Annotated in this window: 22 protein-coding genes and 4 pseudogenes; 12 read left to right on the top strand and 14 right to left on the bottom strand. The window is 61.5% G+C overall.

Annotated features, from left to right (window positions below):
* The first annotated feature begins 57 nt into the window (after positions 1–57).
* Positions 58–1191 (top strand): ACR3 family arsenite efflux transporter, encoded by a 1134-nt coding sequence (gene arsB / locus CGLY_RS12015; protein ID WP_038549730.1) that lies wholly within the window; start codon positions 58–60, stop codon positions 1189–1191.
* Positions 1188–1598 (top strand): arsenate-mycothiol transferase ArsC, encoded by a 411-nt coding sequence (locus CGLY_RS12010; RefSeq protein ID WP_038549727.1) that lies wholly within the window; start codon positions 1188–1190, stop codon positions 1596–1598. The genes arsB and CGLY_RS12010 overlap by 4 nt, the downstream gene beginning before the upstream one ends.
* 204 nt (positions 1599–1802) lie before the next feature.
* On the opposite strand, the gene CGLY_RS12005 is transcribed toward CGLY_RS12010, so the two are convergent.
* Positions 1803–3001 (bottom strand): IS3 family transposase gene (locus CGLY_RS12005; protein ID WP_144313685.1). Its coding sequence is split into 2 segments (ribosomal slippage): positions 1803–2719 and positions 2719–3001, totalling 1200 coding nucleotides; the frame shifts between segments, so codons are not numbered across the junction.
* Positions 3002–3446: 445 nt separating this feature from the next.
* Here CGLY_RS12005 and CGLY_RS11995 point away from each other — a divergent pair.
* Together CGLY_RS11995 and CGLY_RS11990 are read left to right on the top strand one after the other, a co-directional pair.
* Positions 3447–4316 carry a GDSL-type esterase/lipase family protein gene (locus tag CGLY_RS11995; RefSeq protein ID WP_038549721.1) on the top strand — a complete coding sequence of 290 codons (870 nt, stop codon included), beginning with the start codon at positions 3447–3449 and terminating at the stop codon, positions 4314–4316.
* Positions 4317–4742: 426 nt separating this feature from the next.
* Positions 4743–6377: an AMP-binding protein gene (locus CGLY_RS11990; protein ID WP_052540140.1), complete on the top strand. Its 1635-nt coding sequence runs from the start codon at positions 4743–4745 to the stop codon at positions 6375–6377.
* 201 nt (positions 6378–6578) lie between these two features.
* Here the strand turns inward: CGLY_RS11990 and CGLY_RS17575 are convergent.
* A pseudogene (locus CGLY_RS17575) lies at positions 6579–6770 on the bottom strand (IS3 family transposase); the annotation flags it as partial.
* A gap of 51 nt (positions 6771–6821) precedes the next feature.
* Between CGLY_RS17575 and CGLY_RS17190 the strand changes: the two are divergent.
* Positions 6822–7920 (top strand): annotated as a pseudogene (locus CGLY_RS17190) (transposase).
* Positions 7921–8271: 351 nt separating this feature from the next.
* Here CGLY_RS17190 and CGLY_RS11975 read toward each other — a convergent pair.
* The 8 genes from CGLY_RS11975 to CGLY_RS11940 form a co-directional block, all read right to left on the bottom strand.
* Positions 8272–8835 (bottom strand): hypothetical protein, encoded by a 564-nt coding sequence (locus tag CGLY_RS11975; RefSeq protein ID WP_038549717.1) that lies wholly within the window; start codon positions 8833–8835, stop codon positions 8272–8274.
* Entirely contained in the window at positions 8832–9479 is a 648-nt protein-coding gene (locus CGLY_RS11970) for an Asp23/Gls24 family envelope stress response protein (protein ID WP_227590263.1), read from the bottom strand. Before CGLY_RS11970 ends, CGLY_RS11975 begins: the two co-directional genes overlap by 4 nt.
* Positions 9476–10588, bottom strand: coding sequence for an Asp23/Gls24 family envelope stress response protein (locus CGLY_RS11965; protein ID WP_038549715.1), 1113 nt, complete (start codon positions 10586–10588; stop codon positions 9476–9478). Before CGLY_RS11965 ends, CGLY_RS11970 begins: the two co-directional genes overlap by 4 nt.
* A gap of 6 nt (positions 10589–10594) precedes the next feature.
* Positions 10595–10783 (bottom strand): hypothetical protein, encoded by a 189-nt coding sequence (locus tag CGLY_RS11960; RefSeq protein WP_052540913.1) that lies wholly within the window; start codon positions 10781–10783, stop codon positions 10595–10597.
* A 92-nt stretch (positions 10784–10875) separates the two neighbouring features.
* Positions 10876–11367, bottom strand: coding sequence for an Asp23/Gls24 family envelope stress response protein (locus CGLY_RS11955; RefSeq protein WP_038549710.1), 492 nt, complete (start codon positions 11365–11367; stop codon positions 10876–10878).
* Positions 11368–11445: 78 nt separating this feature from the next.
* Positions 11446–11745: a GlsB/YeaQ/YmgE family stress response membrane protein gene (locus tag CGLY_RS11950; RefSeq protein WP_075813009.1), complete on the bottom strand. Its 300-nt coding sequence runs from the start codon at positions 11743–11745 to the stop codon at positions 11446–11448.
* Between the two features lie 36 nt (positions 11746–11781).
* On the bottom strand, positions 11782–12045 hold the full coding sequence (locus CGLY_RS11945) for a lipopolysaccharide assembly protein LapA domain-containing protein (protein ID WP_038549708.1): 264 nt from the start codon (positions 12043–12045) through the stop codon (positions 11782–11784).
* Between the two features lie 18 nt (positions 12046–12063).
* Positions 12064–12261, bottom strand: coding sequence for a CsbD family protein (locus CGLY_RS11940; protein WP_038549706.1), 198 nt, complete (start codon positions 12259–12261; stop codon positions 12064–12066).
* A gap of 178 nt (positions 12262–12439) precedes the next feature.
* On the opposite strand from CGLY_RS11940, the pseudogene CGLY_RS17185 reads away from it, so the two are divergent.
* From CGLY_RS17185 to CGLY_RS11925, 3 genes and pseudogenes are all read left to right on the top strand, one after another.
* Positions 12440–13186 (top strand): annotated as a pseudogene (locus CGLY_RS17185) (IS6 family transposase); the annotation flags it as partial.
* Between the two features lie 286 nt (positions 13187–13472).
* Positions 13473–14255 (top strand): TSUP family transporter, encoded by a 783-nt coding sequence (locus CGLY_RS11930; protein ID WP_038549704.1) that lies wholly within the window; start codon positions 13473–13475, stop codon positions 14253–14255.
* A 165-nt stretch (positions 14256–14420) separates the two neighbouring features.
* Complete coding sequence (locus tag CGLY_RS11925; protein ID WP_052540135.1) at positions 14421–15287, top strand: TauD/TfdA family dioxygenase; 867 nt, start codon at positions 14421–14423, stop codon at positions 15285–15287.
* A 202-nt stretch (positions 15288–15489) separates the two neighbouring features.
* On the opposite strand, the pseudogene CGLY_RS17180 reads toward CGLY_RS11925, so the two are convergent.
* Positions 15490–16726: pseudogene (locus tag CGLY_RS17180) on the bottom strand (IS110 family RNA-guided transposase).
* Positions 16727–17232: 506 nt separating this feature from the next.
* Between CGLY_RS17180 and CGLY_RS11910 the strand changes: the two are divergent.
* Positions 17233–17781, top strand: coding sequence for an antirestriction protein ArdA (locus tag CGLY_RS11910; RefSeq protein WP_052540134.1), 549 nt, complete (start codon positions 17233–17235; stop codon positions 17779–17781).
* Between the two features lie 19 nt (positions 17782–17800).
* Here CGLY_RS11910 and CGLY_RS11905 read toward each other — a convergent pair whose 3' ends face one another.
* Entirely contained in the window at positions 17801–18010 is a 210-nt protein-coding gene (locus tag CGLY_RS11905; RefSeq protein ID WP_038549700.1) for a hypothetical protein, read from the bottom strand.
* A gap of 333 nt (positions 18011–18343) precedes the next feature.
* Here CGLY_RS11905 and CGLY_RS16810 point away from each other — a divergent pair, with 333 nt between their 5' ends.
* Genes CGLY_RS16810 through CGLY_RS11890 form a run of 3 tightly spaced genes read left to right on the top strand, consistent with a single transcriptional unit; the run spans position 18344 to position 20492 of the window.
* Positions 18344–19369: a hypothetical protein gene (locus CGLY_RS16810; RefSeq protein WP_052540133.1), complete on the top strand. Its 1026-nt coding sequence runs from the start codon at positions 18344–18346 to the stop codon at positions 19367–19369.
* A 26-nt stretch (positions 19370–19395) separates the two neighbouring features.
* The gene (locus CGLY_RS11895) at positions 19396–19683 is read left to right on the top strand and encodes a hypothetical protein (protein ID WP_038549697.1); all 288 of its coding nucleotides are present in this window, start codon (positions 19396–19398) and stop codon (positions 19681–19683) included.
* A 59-nt stretch (positions 19684–19742) separates the two neighbouring features.
* Positions 19743–20492 carry a hypothetical protein gene (locus CGLY_RS11890; RefSeq protein ID WP_038549687.1) on the top strand — a complete coding sequence of 250 codons (750 nt, stop codon included), beginning with the start codon at positions 19743–19745 and terminating at the stop codon, positions 20490–20492.
* Positions 20493–20676: 184 nt separating this feature from the next.
* Here the strand turns inward: CGLY_RS11890 and CGLY_RS11885 are convergent, their stop codons facing one another.
* Complete coding sequence (locus tag CGLY_RS11885) at positions 20677–22707, bottom strand: relaxase family protein (RefSeq protein ID WP_144313684.1); 2031 nt, start codon at positions 22705–22707, stop codon at positions 20677–20679.
* Positions 22704–23123, bottom strand: coding sequence for a plasmid mobilization relaxosome protein MobC (gene mobC / locus CGLY_RS17570; protein WP_158407391.1), 420 nt, complete (start codon positions 23121–23123; stop codon positions 22704–22706). The genes CGLY_RS11885 and mobC overlap by 4 nt, the downstream gene beginning before the upstream one ends.
* Between the last annotated feature and the right edge of the window lie 361 nt (positions 23124–23484).

Raw genomic sequence — 23484 nt, 5'->3', positions numbered from 1 at the left:
ATATCGGAACTACCGTCAAGCATCGACGACTGTCTATATGAACCAGGATGCAACTCCATGACCCCACTTTCGACCCCGACTGCCGGACCAGCCCGGATGTCGTTTCTGGACCGGTTCCTGCCGGTCTGGATCATCCTGGCGATGGCTTCCGGTCTTATCGTCAGCCACCTTCTCCCCGGCATCGGTGACGCCCTGAGCGCGGTGGAGGTCGGCGGGATCTCCATTCCCATAGCCGTGGGCCTGCTGGTGATGATGTACCCGCCGCTGGCCAAGGTCCGCTACGACAAGGCCGGCAAGATCGCCGCCGACACACGGTTGATGGGGGTGTCGCTGGTACTCAACTGGATTGTCGGCCCGTTGTTCATGTTCGCCCTGGCCTGGATCTTCCTGCCCGACCAGCCCGAGCTACGCACCGGGCTGATCATCGTGGGACTGGCCCGTTGTATCGCGATGGTGCTGGTCTGGTCGGACCTGTCGTGTGCCGACCGGGAGGCCACCGCCGTGCTGGTGGCGATCAACTCGGTGTTCCAGGTGCTCATGTTCGCCGTGCTGGGCTGGTTCTACCTGCAGGTTCTGCCGTCCTTGCTGGGACTCGAGACAACCTCGGCGGAGTTCTCCTTATGGACGATCGTCACCTCGGTGCTGGTGTTCCTGGGCATTCCGCTGCTGGCCGGTGTGGTTTCTCGGCTGTTGGGCGAGAAGATCAAGGCCCGCGACTGGTACGAGAACACCTACCTGCCGAGAATCTCGCCGCTGGCGCTGATCGGGCTGCTGTACACGATCGTGCTGCTGTTCTCGTTGCAGGGCGACCAGATCGCGGCGAACCCGTGGGCGGTGGCACGGCTGGCGGTGCCGTTGGTGGTCTACTTCCTTGGCATGTTCGCCCTCGCACTGATCGCCGCTAAGTCGGCCGGCCTGAGCTACGCCCAGTCGGCGTCGGTGTCGTTCACCGCTGCGGGCAACAACTTCGAGCTGGCCATCGCGGTGGCCATCGGGACCTTCGGTGCGGCCTCCGGCCAGGCGTTGGCGGGCACGATCGGCCCGCTGATTGAAGTACCGGTACTCGTCGGGCTTGTCTATGTCATGCTGCGCCTTGGGCCGGTGCTGTTCGCCGGGGACCCGACCTTGCCGCACACACCGGCGGACGATGACCGGCCTACCAATAATCGAAAGGACCGTGTTACCTCATGACCACTCGTCCCTGTGTCCTGTTCGTCTGTGTCAGCAACGCCGGTAAATCCCAGATGGCCGCTGCCCTGGCCCGGCACTACGCCGGGGAGGCTGTCGAGGTGCACTCGGCAGGTACCCATCCCGGCGCCCGGATCAACGGGCAGTCGGAGGTGGCGGTTGCGGAGGTCGGGGCTGACATGGGCACTGATCACCCCAAGGGGGTTGATCCGGCGCTACTGCGGCGGGCGGACCGGGTCATCGTTGTCGGCTCCCAGGCTCAGCTGGAGCTCCCGGCCGACGCTGTCGGGACGCTCGAACGCTGGCTCACCGATGAACCGTCCGACCGGGGGATCGACGGTGCGGAGCGTATGCGGCTGATCCGGGACGACATCGCCGCCCGGGTGGCGTCCCTGATCGACGACCTGTGACCGGTTTCCCTATGCCAAGGTGGGAGCCGGAGCGACACACCGAAGGGAGCATTGATCTGACGAAATATATCGAGCAGATGCAGTTGCAACAATGATGTATCTAATGCGACATGTGGGGTGTGGACAAAACTATGCTCTCACCGACCCCGGGCCTGACCCCTGTTTGGTGGACACGGGGAATACGGCATCGTACAGGCCACGAGTCTACACAGCCCTGGCCTCCTCAAACCCCTGCGGAGTGAGATACCCGCACCAGGAATGCCGCCGCACGGTGTTGTAGCGAACACACCAGGCGAAGACCTCCCGACGGCACACCAGCTGGGTGGCGAAGTTCCTACGACCCCGCAGGACCTCGCGCTTGAGCGCGGCGTTGAAGGACTCCGCCAACGCGTTGTCGGCACTCGAGCCGGCCGTGCCCATCGACTGGGTGATTTTCAGGTCCCGACAGGTTTTCTGGAACGCCCCGCTGGTGTAGACCGACCCGTGGTCGCTGTGGAACACCGCCCCGCCCAGACCACCGCAGTTACCCCGGCGCCCGGCAGCCTGACTGATCGCTTCCTGAACCGGGGACGTGCGCATGTGATCGGCGATGGCGAATCCGACCAACTGCCTCGAGAAGCAGTCAATCACCGTGGCCAGGTACATGTTCGACCCATCGGCGATCGGCAGGTAGGTGATATCCCCGACGTAGAGCTGATTGGGGGCTTCTGCGGTGAAATCACGGTGGACCAGATCAGCGAACACTCGTCGGGACTTCTCGGCGACGGTGGTTGTGACACAGCGTTTGGTGGTGAGCCCTGCCAGCCGGTGAGCGGCCATGAGCCTGGCGACGCGTTTACGATTCACCGGGGCGGCAGCGGCACCACCACCGGCGGCGGTGTCGTTGAGTTCGACGGTGACCCGCCGGGCGCCGTAGCATCCCCCAGCTGCGGTGAACACGGTGATGACCCGTGCTGCCAGCAGCGCATCCTCGATCAGCCGGGCAGTGCGCCGGGGGCGGGTGGCCTGGTACTTGTAGTACGAGGAACGGTTGATCCCCAACACCTGGCAGAGCCGCTTGACCGGGAACTCGGTGCGGGTGTCGTCAATGAACTGGAAGCGGCTCACCAGGTCATCTCTCCCGCGAAATACTGTGTTGCCCGGCGTAGGATGTCTCGTTCCTGTTGCACGCGGGCCAGTGTTGTCTTCAGCTCGGCGATGCGCTTGGCCTGCTGGGCATCCGGGATACTCGCGGGGCTGGCGCCTGTGTGGGTGTCGGGGGTGTAGGTCCTGATCCAGGTTTTCAGGGTGTTGCGGTTGATTCCCAGCTCGGCGGCGAGGGCTGTGATCGTCAGCTCCGGTGAGCTGTGGTGAAGCTCGACGGCGTCTAGTTTGAACTGCTCGGAGTAGGTCTTGCGGGGCATTGTGGAACACTATCTTCTCTCCAGCGGCGTGCTGGTTTCAAAGTGTCCACCACAAGGGGGGGGTCAGGCCCCTGAGTATCGCCCCCTCGTGGATAGCGCGGCTCACGGGCGGGGCGATCTGCTGCCACGTCGGCGATGGTCACGCTCAGGTCACGATCACCCCCGCCGTGGCGTGAGGTGGTGGTACATCGATGCGCCGATGTATTTGTCCACGTAACTCCTTTCGGGGGTGGGCACCCGGTGGGGTAGTGAGCCTGGGTGCTGCCGCGGACACGAAAGTGCTGGCAGGTCCCGGTAACGCCGTGCGCTCAGTGCCCGATGGGGAGGCAGAGGTTGACAACCTACGTCAGTAACAACCGGTGAAACCTGACCAGGTCTCACCTGGCGACCTTGCGCTGACCCGCGACCGGTCCAAACAGAGCCCAGAGGGCTAGAGGAGAACAACATGAGTATCCGAGCACGAGCACACAGCTTGCTTGTCACCATCACTGCCGCTGCCACAGCAACTATTGCGGTTACAGGTGGGGCAGTGGCGGTAGCGCCTGCTGCTGCGGCGGCGCCGAGTGGCAACATCGTCACCTTCGGTGACTCTTTCACGGCGAATCCCGATCAGCTTCGAAACACTTTGCGCATGGTGCCGGCCATGACGGACGGTTACCCGCAGACCGGTGGATGTCTGCAGGCTCCGAACAACTGGCCGCGTCAACTGGGCGCACGTACTGGTGCGCCGTTGGCGGACTGGTCGTGTGCGGGCAATACGTCACGGTCCATGCTGGGGCGAATCGACCGGGCGATTGCTGCCGGTGATGTGCACCGGGGTACCCGCAGTGTGGTCTTGGCAGCCGGGATGAACAACTACGGTGGCTTCGGTGTGCTCGATGGGGTGAACATTCTTGATCCGGGCGCTGTGCGCAACGCGTACCTGTCGGATATGCGTGCGGCAGCGTCGAAGATCCGGGCGGTGGCTCCGGGAGCGAAGATTGTCGTGTCTGGGGCGCTTCCCACGGTTGACCGTGACTCGATGGTCTTCTGTGCGCTCAATGTCGTACCGAATCTGCCGGCGGGTGTGCCTGTGCCGGTGTTGCGGGATGTGGAGAACTGGAACCGGGCTAATCAGCGCGACGCTGCCCGCCAGATCGGTGGGCACTATGTGGAGATGATCGACGGGGCGCGGGGCCATGACACGTGTGCGCCTGATCGGCAGCGGTATGTCGCTGGTGTGATCGATACCACGACCCCGAACTACAACATGATTTTCCATCCCTCCTATGCGGGATCGCAATTCATGGCTTCACAGCTCGCACGCGAGGCGTAGGGACGATGTCTCGACGCTACGGACACATGGTCTCTTCTGGCCCGTTCGCTATGAATCGTATTTCATGAAGGTGGTTGAGGCCTGCATCGTAAGGGTGATGGGGTCTGCGCCGCGTGGTTAGTGCTGTAAAACATCGGGCGCCCCGTCGGTTCCATACATACTCTTTGTCGTAAATAGTGCAGATTGAATGTGGGCTGCCTTCGAAAACAGGCGCCGACGTAGGGATACAGTATATGTGCACAGCGTCCCGACACTGATCCCTGCCCTGTGGAGAGAAGATGCCGCAGTGCCACCGGGTACCGACCGTCATGTGCCGGACTCGCGGTTCTGGTCTGCAGTCGGGTGCGCCACGCAGTAGGGTTTCCTGCATCCGAAAAGGTGCGAGGAAAGGTGATTTGTAAAGTGAGAAATAGGGCACAGCAGTTTATGTTCGACACCAAGGGGCTTCTCCGAGGTGCGCGGGCTGCAGTCTCTGCGGGATTTTTCAATGGATTTCAGGTCAAGGACGGTATTACGACGGCCAGGAGTCTCATCCGCTATGGAGCGTCCCTGTCAGGGCTGCTTGAGGTCGCAGCGGCACGATTTCCCGACCGGGTCGCACTCGTGGACGATGACGGTGAGCTCACCTACGCAGAACTACGTGACCAGGCTGTACTCACCGCACAGGCGCTTGTCGCCAACGGGGTCGGCGCTGACAGCAAGGTGGGAATCATGGCGCGCAACGGCAGGGGATTCCTCATTCCCCTGGCGGCCAAAGGGTACGTGGGTTTCACCGTCTTCCTGCTGAACGTGGGGGCCAGCAGGACGCAGATCGCCAGTATCGTCGACGACCACGACATCAGCTTCCTTTTCGTGGACTCAGAGTTCGACGACAGGGTTCCCGACGAGAGTTCAGCGGTCAGTATCTGCCATTCGTGGATCGGAGACGGTGCGCGGAAGGACATCGCTTTCCCCTCTTTCCGTGATTTGTGGGCCACGCCGGCGACGACTGACGTGACTTTCGGACGCCGTCCCCGTCAGGGAGGAGTTGTCCTGATGTCCTCAGGGACAAGCGGCACCCCGAAAGCGGTGGGACATGGTGAACCGCATGTGCCGCTGGGCGTTCTCGGTCCCCCCGTCGAGACCTGCGGGCTGCAGGCTGGATGCACCCTGCAGATGACTGCGAGCATGTTTCACGTCCTCGGGTGGGGTGCGTCGTGCATTGCGCTGTTCGCCGGTTGCACGATTGTGACGCAGCGAAACTTCAATGCGGAGAACGTGCTGCACCAGCTCGACCGGTACCGGTGTGACGGTCTGATCAGTTCCGCTGTGTTCCTCAAGGACCAGCTCGCGGTCCATGAGTCTGACCCCGGCAGCTACGACACCTCGTCACTCACGTTCATCCTCAACGCTGGTAACGCCATGAGCGAGGACCTGGTCCGTGGCCTGCAGGAGCGCTACGGGTACATCCTCGGTTCCGGTTACGGGTCCACCGAGGGGTTGCTCGTGTCCTATTCCAGTCCGTCGGATCTCAGGGAGGATCCGTTGACGGCCGGGCACCCTGTGTGGAACGGACGCCTGGAGCTGCTCGATACCGACAGTGGGAGAGAGGTCGGGGCAGGTCAGGTGGGTGTGGTGCACGCCCGCAACGCCATGTCGATGAAGGGCTATCTGGGTACCAGGGATCGCGAGGATGCGACCCGTGGACTGCTCAGCCTCGGTGACAAGGGCGTCATTGATCCGGAGACCGGCCGCCTGCGGGTGCTGGGGCGCAATAACGACATGATCATCGTCGGTGGAGAGAACATCTGGCCGACCTCTGTGTCCGACATCATTGACCGGGTAGACGGTGTCGCGGAGTCCTACTGTGTCGGGGTGGAAGACGACGAGAAGTTCCAGCGCGTTAAGGCCTATGTCGTCACTGACGGGTCCGCCGACCTGAGTGAGGACGACATCCGCACCCATGTGCGGGAGAACTTCATGGCTCCGGCGATTCCTCGGGACGTGGTGCTGACGGACCGGCCGTTGCCGCGTAACCCGATCGGTAAGGTCGTCAAGCGGGAGCTGGAGGCGTTTGGCTGAGTGGCCCTGCCTGATGCTGAATGGTGCGCAAGTGACGCCGAGCGTGGGGTAGTGCTGTGGTCGACCGCGGACAGCCCGGATGGCCGCAACGTGGGTGCGAGCACAACTCTGTGACCGCTGACACGGCGAAGTGGGCTGCCCTCCCGGTTTGATTGACTCTCGGGGTTTGCATTGGTCAGGCCGTGTCTGCGGCTGCGTAGATCATATTGAACTCGAGGGGGTGAGCTTGCCCAGGCCCCTTTGACGACGGCGGCTGTACTTGGTCTCAATCGAGGTGACGATCGCGCGTCGTGGTTCCTCGCGGCTGTTCATGCGGCGGACGTTGAGCTCGTTCTTCTGCAGCAGTGCGAAGAACGACTCCATTGCGGTGTTGTCACCACTGGACCCGGCCCGGCATGGCGTATTCAACCGGTGGTCGCAACACTTATCTGATGGAGGTGTTTGATGGGCATCGGCCCGAGGCAGAAAAGAGCAAGAGAGTATCGCGGTCAGGTCATTTCTCCTGGGCGTCCTACAGCGGCCTGGGGCGAGGACCGCGTGCGATTCTGGCAGGCCATCGGAGCAGGGGCCACGATGAGGAAGCCGGCGAGGACGCTGGTGTCTCCGAGCCTGTAGTTCACCGTTAGTTTAAGCATGCTGGTGGAGTGAATCTGCAATTGAACCCGATTGTTTCGGGACGGTACATCTCCTCGTCAGAACAGGAGGACATCGCCTTCTAGCGAGCACAAGGCATCGGAGTCCGAGAAATAGCCCGGCGACTGGGCCGCAGTCCCTCGAAGGTTTCACAGGAGTTGCGGCGTAACGCTTCGACCAGGACCCACCAGCTGGACTACAAGGGCTGACTGCTAAACGGCATGTAGAACGGCGTTCCCGCTACACCAGGGTCGCGAAGATGGTCACCAATCAACGGTTGCGTCAGTACATTCATGACAAGCTCAGCGGTGTGATCCTCACCGCCGACGGTGAGGTCGCCGGCCCGGATGGCCGAGTCTGGGATGGGAAGAACAAGCCCCACTGTGGGGACCGTGAGGGGGTCAACGCCTGAAGCTCGCAGCAGATCGCGAAACGATTACCGCTGGACTTCCCTGGTGATCCGACCGTGGGGACTTCCCATGAGGCGCTCTATCAGGCCCTCTACGTCGAGTCCCGCGGCGGTTTAGAGCGTAAACAATCGAAGAACGGTCCCGCCCTGGCCAGCTACGGGGCACTGACGATGAAGGATGCGCCGGTCTTTGACATGGTACCGGGGCAAAGAGCTCTCAGCCCATTCTCTCTTCACCAAGGACACCAAAACCCCGGTGTACTTCGCGGACGCGAAAAGCCCGTCGCAGCGCGGCAGCAACGAGCACCTTGACTGGCTGCTGCGACAGTACCCCCCCCGACAGGTGCCGATCTGTCGCGGTGGAGCAGCACGGAGATTGCTGTGATAGCCAGCGCTATAAACAACCGGCCCTACGGGATCCTGGGATAGCGGACATCTGCCGAAGCCTTCGCAGATCAGCTACGCTCGGTCCAACGGTCAACTGTTGCGACGACCGGTTGAATATGCCCTGGCTCCCGCAGTCCGAATGCACGATCCAACCATCAGCGTCGCGGCGTCTGCACATCGCGTTGTCCCGGGCAATCACCACGAGTCGATCCTTCATTCGGTCGATGATCTAGTAGCCCACGATCCGGCCGGAGGATACGTCCTCGATAGCGCAGTGGTAGAGCTTCCCCTCGCCGTTAGTGCATCGTGGTATCGGTCAACCGAATCCTGGGCAGTCCCTCGAGCGCTGGATCGTCTTCGAGGAGCCGTTAACCGAACCCGGTCTCGTTGAGCGAAGGTATCGAAAGTCGTCCGCTCCGTCTAGAGGAGCATGGGAGCGGGGATTGTCTCGACGGGACGGCTGACCTACTCGAGATGTGCCGGTTGCTCCACCTGGAGAAGGAACCGGGGGAGAACGTCCTGCCCGGGTAGCGCGGCGGTGATGTCCGCAGCGGCGCGGCGGCACGCAGTGTTGATGTCGGTGACATCGACCTCTGCGGGGATCCGCAACCGGATCTCGATGATGTCGGTCCCCCTGTCTTCACTTGCCCGGTAGGTGGCAGAGCGGACGTCGTCACGTCTGTCGAATGTCTGCGCTACGGCGGAGGCGACGTCGGCTGGCGATGTACGGATAGTGCCGGTCGGCGCGGAGGTCGGGGATGCGCTGCGGCCGAGTCGTTTGCGCTCGATGTTGATTCCGATGAGCAGGAGGCCGAGGAGACCGGTCACCACGGCTGCGATGACGAGAATGGTGTCGTAGTTGTCGCGCGCGCTCAGATCCGCCCAGAAGTCCCTGTTTACGTAGTCTCCGATCCGTTGCGCGGGTGCGAAGTCGAGGCGGAGACCGATCATCCAGAAAGCGATGCCGCCGAAGACGAGGAAGAGCAGGAACGTCACGATGCGGTCGAATGAGGCTTTTCCGCGGTTCATCGTCCTTCACCTCCCGGGGTAACCGTCACCTGGACATTCGGGGCGGGGTCAAGGAGTGCGGAGAGTTCTGAGACGTGGGTGGACACGCGTGCACGTATCGTCTCGGTGGATTCCGGCGTGACCGCCGTGACGACCTTGACCGAGATCTTCTTCCGTGTCGCCACGGTGTGGGCTGAGAGCACGCCGGGGACACGCCGGGCGGTGGCCGTCGAGAGACGTGCAACATCGACCGGGCGTGCATAGAGTTCTGATCCGTCGCCGAAAGCCATGTGGGTGCGCCGGCGAGGCCGCACAGACACAAGGAGGAAGAACGCGGCGACAAGGGCACATCCGATACCGGCCCACAGCATCCAGGATTCATTCTGGACCGTGGCGAACCAGGCGAATACCGGTGGGAGCAGCTGGCGCCCCGACACGGAGTCGTTGAGGATGAGTACGTCTCGAATGATGACCGCCGTGACGCCGAGCAGTACCAGGCCCAGGACAATCGTCCACCCGCGTGCCAGGGGAGAGGCTTTCGGCTGAGGAGCCCGTGGCTCGTCTCCGGGATCCACGGACGTCGTGTTGTCGGACAGACTCAGATCGGCGGCGAACCTGCCTGACGGTTCGGGGCGGTAACGCTCCGGATGCTGTGCTGTTGTCATCGCGGACTCCTGTCATGATCGCCGCTGTGCTTCCTGTCATCGCCGGTGTCGGTGGAACGCCAGCGACGGGAGGTGTCGACGGTTACCGGAATCCGGCGATGGCGCCGGACGGTCGGGAAAATAGTCACACCGACTCCCTGGGGGGTGGGGACGGTCCGGGTCGGCAGTCCGCGCGGGGTCGGGATGTCGCGTAGTAGCGGACCGCGGGGCGTAGGCACGTCGTAGAGGATACGGAGCCCCCGCGGTAGGGGTGGAACTGTGACCGTCACGTGATCGGCGATAACCGGCTCCAGAAGGCGCGGCTGATCCGCGGTGTGTGGTGGACGCGGGTGCATGACCGGTGTGGCCGGCGGAGTCTCCGGGTGCTTCACCTCGGGCGGTGGCAGGAGCCGGACCGTCGTTGCACGGATTGCTACCGGCATCGCCGGATGCTGCACCGGCCGGGGTATGGGAGCAGAGACGTGCCGTGCGGGTACCGGCCGACCTGCGGTGATCGGCGCGAGCTGGACCGACGTCGCGGCCTGGGGGCGGATCGGCGTATGCGGTTCGGGGGCAGCAGGTACGGAGACCTCGGAGATCTGACGGCTAACGGTCGGGGAGGACGTCTGCAGGGGTGCCGCAGAGACGCGTGTGTACTCCGGCGTCCGGGGGGCTGCAGCCAGATCGGTGACGGTGACTGTCTCGTCGGACCCCGGGACGACGGCTGCGACATCGACGTTGACTGCCAGTACCGGTACGCCGGTCGAGTGCTCGATCCACTCTCCGACGGCTTCCCTGGTGACCTGGGCGACGGCAACGGTGGGGGCTGGCCACGACGTGGCGATCTGGACGTCTGCTACAGCTGCACTACCGCCGGGGTCCACCTGTACGGTCACCCGGGGCAACCGACGGCCAGTGAACTGGCCGATACCGGAGGAATGGCGAATGACACCGGGCACGGAGAGCGCGGCCCGGGTGGCGATTTTCTCCAGGACCTTCAGGTCAATGGAGGTGTGTTCCCGCTGCAGTCGGTAGGACTCGCTGCGGGGAAGATCTTCGGCAGTGCCGCTGCCGGCGAGGAGTGCGGTACTTTCAGCGGCCGCGGTGGTGTCGGACGGGGACGGGGACACGGGGAATCAGCCCCGTCCCCGACCGCTGCTGTTGAACGCACGACGGAGGTCGATGACCCCCTCGATGTGGGCGCCGACGGCGCCGCCGACCCCGCAGAGCACCAGCACAACGAGGAAACCGACCACACCACCCCAGAGGGCACCGACTGCCAGGAGGAATCCCAGCAGCACGCCAATGATTGTCGCGTACTTCATCATGACCTCACTATCAAAACTATCGGTCGGGCTCGTCGTCTGTACCGTTGTCCGCACGCTGCGGGGGTATTAGGGAAGACCTGGCAGGAGAGCTACTGGACGCGGGCAGACTGCTGGGGTTCATCGTTATCATCGTCGTCATCGTCGTCCTCGGGAAGATGGACGTCGTGCACAACGACGTTGACCTCTGTGACCTCTAGGCCGGTCATCTCCTCGACGGATAGGATGATATTGCGGCGGATGGCCTCGGCCAGCTCGTGGATCGCCACGCCGTACTCGGCGACGATGGAAATATCGACAGCAGCCTGACGCTCACCGACCTCTACCGAGATGCCCTGCTGAACGTTCACCCGGCCGCCGGGAATGCGCTCGCGCAGAGCGCCGATGGCCCGGGAAGCACCGCCACCAAGGTCATGGACACCGGAGACCTCGCGGGCGGCCATGCCAGCGATCTTCGACACAACAACGTCAGCCACCGATGTCCGCCCCTGGTCGGTGAACAGCTCAGAGTCGGCAGCATTGTCGTCCCGGACAGCCGGAGTGTTCGCGGCATTGGCGTTGGATGTGGAGTCGTTGTTTGACATAGCGTTTCCCTCACTTATCTGGTTGTTGACAACGTCCTTGCGATGGCTAGGAGAAGAGTCCTTCTCCTGGCAACGCTACTATTTCCGTCGGGTTACGAGCCCGACGATCCACAGTAGGATTACCGCGCCGATGAGGCAGGTGATGAAGCTGAAGATGATGCCGCCACCGGCAACATCCACGCCGAACAGCGTGAGCAGCCAGCCTCCAAGGAAGCCGCCGATCACGCCAACGACGATGTTGAGGATGATGCCCATCGAGGCATCGGTCTTCATGATCTTTGAACCGATCCAGCCGGCGAGGCCGCCGACGATGATCCAGCCGATGAACCCCAGTGGTGGGGCGGACTCGGCAGCGAGGATTACAGTGTTCGAATCCACGTGACACCCTTTCTTCGTGATGTCTATTTTGCCGTGCTAGTGCTTCTTGCGCCGGATGGCGATGAGACCGGATAGTGCGAAAGCGAAGATAGCTCCACCGATCGTGGCTACGACGAGTCCTACGGACAAGGGAAAGGCGAACTCCCAGCCGAGGAAGCCGATGTCGACCTGATCGGTGTTTTGCCCGATGAGGATGATCAGGGCGATGGACACGATGACGACGATTACTGTAGTGACTACAAGTCCGACAGACGAGCGTTGCCGTGTCGTGGCCTGGGTGGCGCTACTAGTCTTCGACATCGAAGCCCTCCGTGTTGGTTAGTTTCCGGTGATCTTGTTGATGCCCTCGGAAATCTTGTCCTTGGCGTTCTCGGCGGCGTCCTTGACGCTGGACTTGGCCTGGTCGACCTTGCCTTCACCCTTGAGCTTGTCGTTGTCGGTCACATCGCCGGCGGCCTCCTTGGCCTTTCCGGTGGCATCTTCGGCAGCGTTCTTAATCTTGTCATCGAGACCCATGGTGTTGACCTTTCATGTTGGAAGCATGGATACCTCACTGAGTATATGGAGCGGGAACGTCCGATGCCGTGAGGCTGGATGATTGTTATCAATCTGTTACCCAAGGCAGAGCAGAGGCGGTACTACCTAGGATGGTGCTATTGCAAAGCTGGGAGATCGCACGTGAGGATCAGTGCTCATGGGCATCTTCTCCGGTCGCCACTACCCGAAAGACGTGATCCTGTGGGCTGTGCGATGGTAGAAGCCGCGACGGAGCGTCCTACCGTGACCTGGAAAAGATGCTGAGTGAGCGTGGTGTTCTGGCGGATCACACCACCATCTACCGGTCGGTTCAGAAGTACGGTCCCGAGCTGGACAAACGGATCCGGTGGTACCGCCAAACCTCGCCCGTCTTCGCCGACTCCTGGCGGGTGGATGAAACCTAGATCAGGGTCGGTGGCAGGTGGTGCTATCTCTACCGGGTCGTGGCCAAGGATGGTCGGACTATGGACTTTCACATGTTCACCCGCCGTAACACGGCAGCAGCAACGCGGTTCCGGCGTAAAGCACTGCGCAGTGCTAGTCACCGCGGCCCTGGTAGTGGTCCCCGGGTGATCTGCACCGACAAGGCACCCACCTACACGGCGGCGATCACAGAGTTGATCGACAAGAAGAAACTGTCGGAGACAGTGGAACACTGGTAGGTGAAGTACCTTGACAATGTGATTGAGGGAGATCACGGCCGACTGTGATTGAGGGAGATCACGGCCGACTCAAGCGGATCCTGGGGCCGAAGGGCGGAGGGTTTAAGAAGAAGGTGTCGGCCTACCGGACGCTACGGGGCATGGAGGCGATGCACGCGCTGCGCAAAGGTCAGGGCAGGGTGTTCGCCGTCGGGTGCCTGAACGCGGATGCGGTGAGCGTGGCCAAGGCCTTCGCCGGCGCCTGCGATGGGCTGGCAACGGGGTTGGGACTCCCAGCATCGATTAGCTTCCGGGCACCGCGCGCCCCACTTTGCAACAGCACCGTCGCGGCCCTGTTGACAGCCTCGCCGCCGCGGATCGGCCAACTGGTGTCGAGCGGCGTGATGAGAGTGGGCTAGGCAAGATTTGGTTTCGTAGTGACCCGATTCGCTGAGCAGATCCACCGGTTCCCCTCTACCCTTACCTACGGAAGCGGTTCAGGTTCTGTACTCGCTGGTCAATCCTTCTCACAGTCAGGAATCTTGCGTATTGTCTGCCACAGTCATCTCTATCCTGCTCATTGGGTCCCTCGCTGCTGGCTGGGTCGACGCAGTCGTCGGCGGCGGCGGATTGATTCTGATCCCCCTGGTAATGATCCTCAATCCGGGTATGTCCAATGCGCAGGCTCTCGGGATCAACAAGGTCGCAGCAATCTTCGGCACAGCAAGCTCCGCTGCGATCCTGGTCAGGAAAGTGCCGTCTGCAACCAGGGCGCTGCGTTATGCGCCTCTGGCGCTCGTGGGTTCTGCTGTCGGTGCTCTGATCGCCTCGTCTGTCGACAAGCAGATCATGCGTCCGGTCATCATCGTGCTTCTGATTGCTGTCGGCCTGATTATCCTATTCCGCCCTTCCTTCGGTCAGGGGGGAGCATCATCAGCGACGAACCGTGCCAGCTCGAGAACGCTACTGGGCCTGATCGCCCTCGTTGCCGCGATCAGTGTCTACGACGGGACCTTCGGTCCTGGCACGGGGCTGTTCCTCATCCTGAGCTTCACCGGCCTTCTGGGTGGCGACTTCATCACCAGTGCCGCCTGGGCAAAGGTGATCAACGTTTTCACCAATCTCGGCGCTCTCGTCACCTTCGCGATACAGGGTGAAGTGTTGTGGCTGTTGGGCCTGGGGTTGGCCGTCACCAACGTCATAGGCGCGCAGATCGGTGCACGCATGGTGATCGGTCGGGGTTCCGGGTTCGTGCGCATCGTCATTCTCGTGGTGGTCGTGGCGATGTCGGCGAAGCTGGCCTACGACCAGTTCCTCGGCACCGGCGGATGATCAACACTTAGTGAACTTCTGCTTACAACGAATTCTAACGGTGTCGCTGTAGCGCCTACTACGTTAGCCTGCTGGTGCAGCATCATTTCAGACAGATTTCCACCGCCTGATCTGTCAATCATGCTCTGCGAAGACCCCACCCCACACCACAGGTAAGGACACAGCATGACCACCACACAGACCGACACGTTGTTCAAGACAGTCTCGGATTTCCGAGCCCGCCGGGAAGCTGGGCACGGCCCAGCCTTCACCTTCCTCACGGGAGCACCAATCGACGACGAGCTGCCAGCGACTCCCACCGGACCACAGGATTTTCCGGAGACCCCGGTAACCGATCAGACCTTGGAAACCATCGTTTCTGCCCTCGGTCAGCCCTGCGGGTACGCCGATGAACAAGACGGTCGTCTTTTCCACAACATACGACCGGTGCAGGGCGAGGAATCTCGTGCTGAGAACACGGGCTCGGTGAAGTTCGAGTTTCACACCGAGAACGTCCACCACCCGTTTCGCCCCGACTACCTCATCCTGATTGGACTGCGGGTCGACCACGACCGTCAGGCACGGACCCGTGTCGCCGAAGCATCCCACGCTGTCGACCTGCTCACCCCAGAGGACCTGGAGATCCTGCAGCAACCGAAGTTCATTAGCGGGTTTCCGAGTTCCTTCACCCGCGGCGACGGGGTTGCAAGAAACACCCATCCGCACCAGGTACTGCGACGCACCGCCGATCGGTGGTACCTGCGATTCAACTCCCACACCACGAAGGGCATCGACGACGACGCTCAGCGGGCAGCTGAAAACCTCATCACAGCGCTTGAGTCGGTATCCGAGGACATCGAACTCACCCCCGGCGACGTCGTCGTGGTCGACAACCACTGTGCCGCTCATGGTCGGACACCTTTCAACCCTCGCTATGACGGTGCCGACCGGTGGCTCAAACGCAGCTTCGGCATTTCGGGAGCCCCGGCGTGGGCACGCTGGGACAACGAGACGGTATTTCCCCGCTGCAGCGAACTGATCGACAGTCTCTAGATGTAGTTTCCCGTGAGGTTGTGAACACGCGCTGAGGGGGGTGTCCCTATGTACTTTGTCAACCCCTGGACCGTAGGCTCTTCGGTCCTTCGTGATCACCAGCTGTAGCTTGATTTCGAACATGGTGGCGTAGGTGTTGGGCCCGGTTGCTTCCGGGCCTGCGACGCCTGTGGGACGGACAGCAGGGGCTCAGTTCAGCGATCTAGGCTGCAGTGGCCTCCGCGGTGGCCCGTGGTGGCAACTCCCGGAAGAACTCCCCGCGGGTGAGCATCGCGAAGATGACGTTGCACCGCCGGCGGGCCAGACACATCACGGCCGCGTTGTGACGCTTACCCTCGGCCCGTTTCTTGGCGTAGTACGACCGGGAAGCGTCGTGGCAGTTCGATGCGATCCAGGCGGATCTGAACAGGGCATTCTTCAACCGTTTGTTGCCGGATCGGGCGGAAAACTCCCCACGGATTGATGTGCCGGACCGTCTGGTCACCGGGGCGATGCCGGCTGAGGGGTCCAGGTGGGCGGCATCGGGGAAGTCGGAACAGTCGCCGACAGACAGCAGGATGTTGGCGGCGGTCTTGATGCCGACCCAGGGCATCGACATCAAGACTGCAACTGGCTCCAGGAAAGAGGGAAGTCATCAAGCATCTCCTCGAGCTGCCCGGCGATGCTGTCACGCTGGGTTTTCAGCGCCTTGATGTTGGTCGCCAGCATCTTCGATCGCCACTTCTGCTGCGGCGGTGCCGGGCACGGTGACGGTCTGGGCGTTCAGGGCTTGGAAGATGGCGTCGACCAGGGCCTCGGGGTCTTTCTTGGCGTGGTTTCGGGCCCAGGTTAGCACCCGCTTCCTGCCCATTTTCTTCAGTTTCGTGGGCCCGGCGTAGTGGATCAGCAGGTCCAGGACGAATGTTCGCTGGATGATCTCACCGGCGAAGACCCGCTCCAACGACGGGTAGATCTGCACCAGGATGCTGCGCAGCCGGTTGATCGTGCGGGTGGCGTCCCGGGCGATGTCGTCATCGAGTCCGGACAGCATCTTCAGCGCGGAAAATACCTCAGCATTGCGGTCCACCGCACGCAGGGTATGCGGCATCGTACGGGCGGTGGCAAGCGATGATGAACGCATCCCGCGGATCGGTCTTGGCTTGTCCGGGGTACAGATCAGCTGCCTTACGCATCGCCAGGCCGGGCAGGTAGGCAACCGCGCAGTCGCAGGCCCTCGCTACGGCGATCGGCAGGGCACCGATGGTATTGGGCTGGTCCACGATCAACAGCACACTGCCATGGGCAGTGAGCTCGTCGAAGACGGTGCGCAGGCTGGTTTCGTCCTGGGGTAGAGCTTTGTCGTAGATCTTGGTGCCGCTGCTGGTCAGGGCGCAGCCGTGGTGGGCGGTTTTGCCGACGTCGAGTCCGAGGTAGACGCCGTAGATGGTGGTGTCTTCCATGGTCATCCCCTCCTCGGGGGAGGTTGGTATGTGGTTGTGGTGGAAGATCACTGGTGGTGGTCGGACACTCGGTGCGGGCACCCACGTTACGAAGAGACTTCACCGCACCCGAAAGCCGGTGAGCCGCGTCCCTATTAGCCGTCAGCGTGCGTCCTGGTACCTCGGCGGCAACACCCCCCGGATCATTGTGTAGAACAACAGGGCGAATCAGCCATACCAAGGCCAGTGACCTGCCCCCGAGCTTACGGGGGACACCATCAAGGTAACGGGGATGCAGTTGCTGTTAGCAGGGTACGGTCTGGCTGTAACCTGCTGGCGCTTCGCAGACTGAACGGTCATCACCATCGGCTGTCCGGGGCATCCCCTCGGCTATCGCGGTGTGTGCGTCCTACCACCTGTCCTTCAAAGAGCACACTGTTTCCCCGCCCCCTTTCATCAAGGATCGTCGGTGCCGATCCCGGGAAGACAATTGAATGATTGTCTAGTGACCCCGGGAGGTCCACCCCATGAAGACGTTCAACCCTGCTACCGACACCATCACGCCCCGCGCTTGGGTCGGCTGCCTCTCCTGCTACAACGACGGTGAGCTTGTCGGCCACTGGTACGACGCCATCGACGCCGCCAACGTTCTGCCCCAGGACATCCACGGTGTCCCCACCGACCACGAGGAACTGTGGGTGATGGACCACGAGAACATACCCACCATCCCCGGTAGCCCGGAAATGGACCCGCTGACAGCAACAGCCTGGGCAGAAGTCATCGAGGCGATCACTCCGCAGTGGCGTGGCGCCTACCTCGCCTGGATCGAGGACCAGTGGATCAGCACCCCTGTCGAGGCTCCTGGCCGTGACGAGTTCTTCGGCTTCTTTGCCGGTGAGTACGCCAACTTCACCGATTACGCCGATGGGATCGTGTGCGATACCGGAATGTTCATCGGTGTGCCAGACGACGTGGCACAGTACTTCGACCTTGAGCGCTACGCCGCTGACCTGGCCCAGGGCTACACCGTGATCGACACTCCCGACTACAACGTGTGGGTCTTCGCCAACCACTAGATGAACTGGCAGCGAGGCACTATCCCTCTGCCAGAGAGACGTTCTCGAACTCGCTGACCGCCTTCGGGTCCGTCCCGCCGTTGAGATAGTGCAGCACATACGGCAGACCGGAGGCCGGGAAAATCTTCGTGATCACGTCCCCCGTGCTGCTGATGATCGACACATTGCCGTTGTGCTCGTCATTGACGAAGAAGGGTGATGGATTCTCTTCTGGGTTCAGGTAGCTCATGGGGTGATTCTACCCCTGAACACTGGTCCTGAAGGCCGTTCATGCACGGCAACGGGGAACACTCCCCACTGACCATCTACCGCCGTCTGACCTGTTCTACGCTGACCCCTGGCGAGAACAATTCCCCCGGTTTCCTGTGTGATATACGCCACTGCCTCGTGGGCTTTAACCTCACAGTGAAAAGAGCCGTCCCATATGCACAGGTTAACCTACCATACGGGGTGAAATTTGGGGGTAGTTTTACGGAACTGACCAGCTATTATGCTGTCGAGCTGTTAGTTTCACGGCAGCATACTCAAAGCCTTCGGCATCCATATTCCAAGAGGAACTCCCATGCTCCGAAACAACCTTGCTCGTATGTCGGTTGTCGGTTCTCTGACGTTGGTTCTGACCACGGTTACCGCGTGCGGTTCCGGTGGTTCCGACGATGAACCCGACGCACTGGCATCGACCGCATCGGCAACAGCCACCCAGGATGAAGCGCAGCCACAGCCCACCGGGGCGGGTTCGCCCGGTGACACGCAGGACGGTGACTCCGGTGAGCTGTCTGACGCCTACGCCGATGTCCTTGACGCGGCCCCTGCAGGCTCGCAGTACGTCCTGGTGGACATCACCTCAGACGGCGATCCGGAGTTGCTGCTGAAGACACCGGCAGAAGGGCAAGAGTCGCTGTATGACGTGTCGGTCTACGACACCAGCGGCACCGAAGTTCCTGTAGACGGTGTCACGACCGGGAAGTTCGCCGACGGTCTGCCAGGTGCAGGAGGGCGACGCTACGAGCTCGCCGCCAGCAAAGACGACGACGGCATCCTGTTCTCGCTGAGGCAGTCCATGGACACCGAGATGACGATGGACCTGTGGACCATCGACAACGGAGCGGTCCGCAAGACAGGGCAGTCCTGGACCTACCCGGTTGCAGCACCTCCGGCACCGGCGGACGCAAATGCTCCTGCCGACCTGGTTGCCAAGTCGGTCGACATCGACTGGAAGCCACTTCCCGGTGCCACAGGAGCCGCTACTGGCGACACCTCTGGTGGTACCGGTCCCGCGACCTCTGGACGTTCCAAGGCGGACTACCCGAACTTCGGTGCCGGGACGACCAACAGTGGGCAGACCCAGACCACCTCGGACCAGTTCGCCCGTGCTGTCTACAACGCCTGGATCGACCAGTACATCGCCACCGGCAACCTCGATGCCGTGGTCACGGCAACCTCTGAGGCGACCGGTGAGACCTACGACATGACGTGCTCTGCGATGGGGCCGAACGTCATCTGCACAGGTGGCAACAACGCCAGTGTGCAGATCTATCCGCCCGCATCCGACCCCTCGACGCTGCCTGGCGGCGTGCAGTGGGGTTAGCCACATAGAAGGAAGGGAGGACATTTATGTCCCCGTCAGAATGGATTCTCGGAGGCACATTCCTGTTCCTCCTTGGTATCGCCGAATGGAATAAGAAAAGTCGCAAGTACCACCAGGCTGTCGCTGAGTACAACCGATGGGACGCTGGGTTCACCCATGTCGAGGTACGTGATGGATTCGTCAGTACCAAGGCAGTGCCCATCACCGTCAAGACGCTCCCGCAGGTCTACAAGCTGCGTCGAGACAAGAACGTCGGCATGTTGATCACCCTGGCCGCAATCGCAATGTTTTCGTACGGCTGCTATGTGGGATAGGCAGCCCCTGGTTTCCCTGCATTTTAAACGTCCGACATTCACCACCAAGGAGAGAAATCATGAAGACCCGAACCATCCGCCGCACCGTCGCGGCTACCGCCATTGCACTGTGTGCGACCACCGCAGTTGTTGCCTGTGGCTCCGACGACTCCACCGGTGACGGTGGTGTCGGTGCTCTGACCGGCGACGACGCCCGTGCTGAGAGTGGCGAAGACAGCAAGGACAACGGCGGTCACGGTGGCTCGAAGCCCGAAGACCGGGTCAAGGAACTCGATGCTCCGTTGCACTATGCCGGTGACGAGGTCGAGTTCACGGGTGGCGAGAAGTATGAGTACGACGACGGGCGCACAGAGTTCGGCAAGAACGCCTTCAAGTACGGGATCACGATCGATAACCTGCGCAAGGTCGAGACCATGACTGAACCTGACCCGGATGCCCCGGAGGATCATCCTGACTCAAAAGCCCAGCTTGATGCTGTCTACCTCTGCTACGACATCACTGCTCGAATCATAGACGACCCGAATAAGGGTACTGATGATGAGCTTTATGCTCTCGACTCCATCCCTTCAGAGCCAACGACGCAGCCCCAGTGGAACGGTTACGTCAACGACTTCGATATGCTCGAGTCCGGCGCTGTACGGGTAAATCCAGGTGAGGACCACCCGGAGATCCTCCCTCGTACCGAAGAGGAGTATCTCGAAATGCGGGGGGGGGGGGCATGCCAACTGCTGCCGAGCGGGAGGAACAGAAGCGAATTCAGACTCGAACAAGTTGCTTCGTGCCGGACGCCAGCGGCAAGGAGAAGGTGAAGTCTGTCCCCGATGACCTCACCGGTGTCAGTGTGTCGTACCTGCCCCGTTCTATGGAACCGGACCAGGCGTACTGGTCACTCAAGCTCGAAGACTGACACCGACACCCACAGCACCACGAAACCCCGCCAGGATTGCTCCTGACGGGGTTTTTGCGTGTGCCTGGACCTTCGGTGCCGAGGTGTCAGTCGGTGATGTCCCTGGACGTGGACCGGCTGGTGCTGCGTCCGGTGTTCTTGCTCGTCCGGTCGATCATCGAGCGACCGCCGCCCTTCGGGTGCCCGCCTCCACCGAATCGCCCGTCGTTGCTATCCAGGATCGCCAGCGCCCGCTGCTCGCGGGTCATCGTCTTCGCCTTTTCGCCGATCATCAACTCACTCTTCGTGTACGCCTTCTCAAGACGTTGCTTGGTGAAGCGTGCAGCACCTTGATTCCCTGACCATCTGACCTCGGCGTACGTGTCCTGGGCCTCGACCAACTCCTGTGCCTGCTCTACCTCAGTGAGCTTCTCCGTCTTGATGAAGCCCGTCTTCGTCTCCACGAAACGGTGTCCACGCGGCGGGTATCCCTTGCCCTTGAGAGGACCGTTGTGCAGATCCTTCCACTGGACCGCAGGCTCCACCGGCTTCTCGAAGTTCTGCTCGTGCCGCTGACCCTGAGCAACGCGCTCCTTCATCCAGTCCGACATTTCTGGCTGTGTTGCAGCCTGTGCGACCTGCTCCGGTTGCTTGTCCTGCTCCTTCTGACGCTCCTGGGTGGTGCCCTCGTCGTCATCACGGTGGCGTCGCTGCTGCTCCTTGAGCGACTCATTCGGCTGCTGTGCAGCCTCCTGCGTCTCCACAGTTTCCTTGCTGACCTCCGGTGTGCTGACCTTCTTCTCGTCCTTCTCCTCAGCCCGGACGGGCTGTGGAGTCGGTTCCCGATCATCGTCGATGATCAGGTTGTCGTCATCCTCTTCGATGATGAGGCCCTCGTCATCGTCCACAACCGGTTCCAGGTCCACATCGACCGCAGGTGCCTGCACCGGTTTGGCAGCAGGCACGGCCTTATGGTGTTGCGTACCCACGGGGGCAGAGGTAGCTGGTGCGTAGTACATACCCCGATCGAACTGACGCTTGAACTCTTCGAGCTGATCCTCGTTCAGATCATCCGCCGTCTCCACGCCGTAGTGCGTCTCGAGGAAGTCCTGTTCCGAGTCACCGAGTTTGTGGATGTCGAGACGGAACTCACGATGCTCCTTCTCGATCTGTTGGACAAGACCGTCGTAGGTGAAGTCCGTACCCATCTTCGAGTCTTTCGCCACGACACGGATCTGAGACTTGCGCTTGGATCCCGCCGGGGGATCGACCTTGATCGGCTTACCGTTGCTGTCCACTGCCGCGTAGGTGATCGTGTGTCCGTGACCGTTGTCCGGCTTGATGTCCATAGAGACCCCGTACAGCCGTAGCCGCTTCTTGAGTGACTCTGGTATGACTGGGGTGGAGGACCGGCCCTCTTCACGGGCAGTGGTCTGAATAGATGTCTCCGTCGCAATAACCCCGGACAAGTACTCGAAAACATCCGCCCTCGACTTGATGTCTTCTGGGGTGTTCACGGAACGTACAGGAGCCTTCTCAAGCTTCGCGTTCGGATTAGCCGCGAGAAGCTCGGCGTTCGACGCGTCGCGTTGCGCCGCTTGCTCACGCTCGACACGAATATCAGCCCAGGTCTTAGAGCGTGTCCGCTTGCCGGGTGTGCAGACCTCGAGACCGTTCTCGATCATCAGACGATCGTTGATCTTACGCAGATGCGTGATCTTCATGTTGCGCTGATTCGACAGATGCGTTTGCTTGTCGTGGTTGCCAATGAAGATGTGTGCGTGCAGTTTCCCGCCGTCACTGTCGGTGTGTACAAACGCAGCAATAGGACAGTTCGGCGCGAAACGATGGGCCGCCTCGTAGGCGAGATCACCAACCTGTTGTTGGTGCTCGGGGTTGTTGACGTCCATCTCGTGTGCGGGGAAGCTCAGCACCAACGACTCTCCGCCGTTGGTGCGTGTGGTCCCACGAAGAAGTGTCTCCATGTTGTCGGCGATGTCCATGCCTTCACCGATGTTGGAGACAACGACCGGTACAGCCTCTGCCCGTGCCTCATCATCGAGATCCAGGCGTGCGCAGTACTTCACCCAGCCCCGGATGTTGCCGCGCTTCACGTGCGAGCCAACAAGGACACTCACGCTACGTGCACCCAGAAGCTGATCATGTTGCGGAGATTGGCGAACTCGTCACGTACTTCGTCAAGAGCTTCGGCATCGACGTTTGCCTTCGAGTTGGAGTTGCGTGTCAGCTGGTTCAGGTTCACGCCGATGCGTCGAAGTTGATCTTCCAGATCACTGATCTTCTCCACTCGCTCACGCTCGATGGGAGCGACGGGAGAGTTCGCAATGAGTTCCTCCGGTGTCGGAACGTACCCGTCGTCGGCAGCAACCGTTCCTTCGTCACGGCTGCTGCGGCGACCGTCAGTTGCCGCGTCGAGCGCGTCAACTGCCGATCGCAATACGGCCGATCGGCCCAGGCCCAGTCGGCCCGCTACGCGGTCCAACTGGGCCAGTTCCGACGGGTCCCAGCGGGACGGAACCGTTGTGCTTCGCACGTCCGTTTCCTTACCCGCTGGGACCCGTGACTTCCGCTTCGCTTCAGTCATCGTCCGCCACCTCCTCTGATCCGACACCGTCTCCTCGCTTCGCATCGGATGCTGTGTCTTTATCGTATCAGATTCGGTAACAGAAGGGCCAGCTGCCTAGTTGTATGCACACTCCGTGCGCATACGAACTAGGTACCCTCATCTCTCGCTAGCGCTCGTTCTTCGGCAGCCGTCTACGGGGCTCACGACAACCACCCCTCGCTAGCGCTCGTTGTGGCTGTCTCCGCCCCCTAGGAACCCGGAAAAGCAATGCCGTAACGACCCCGATCCATAGCCATGTCTCGGGGTCGTTACGAGCCATCGAGGCTGC

The organism is Corynebacterium glyciniphilum AJ 3170 (assembly GCF_000626675.1).
In the GTDB taxonomy this organism is placed as follows: domain Bacteria; phylum Actinomycetota; class Actinomycetes; order Mycobacteriales; family Mycobacteriaceae; genus Corynebacterium; species Corynebacterium glyciniphilum.
This window is presented reverse-complemented; position numbering and strand designations above follow the sequence as displayed.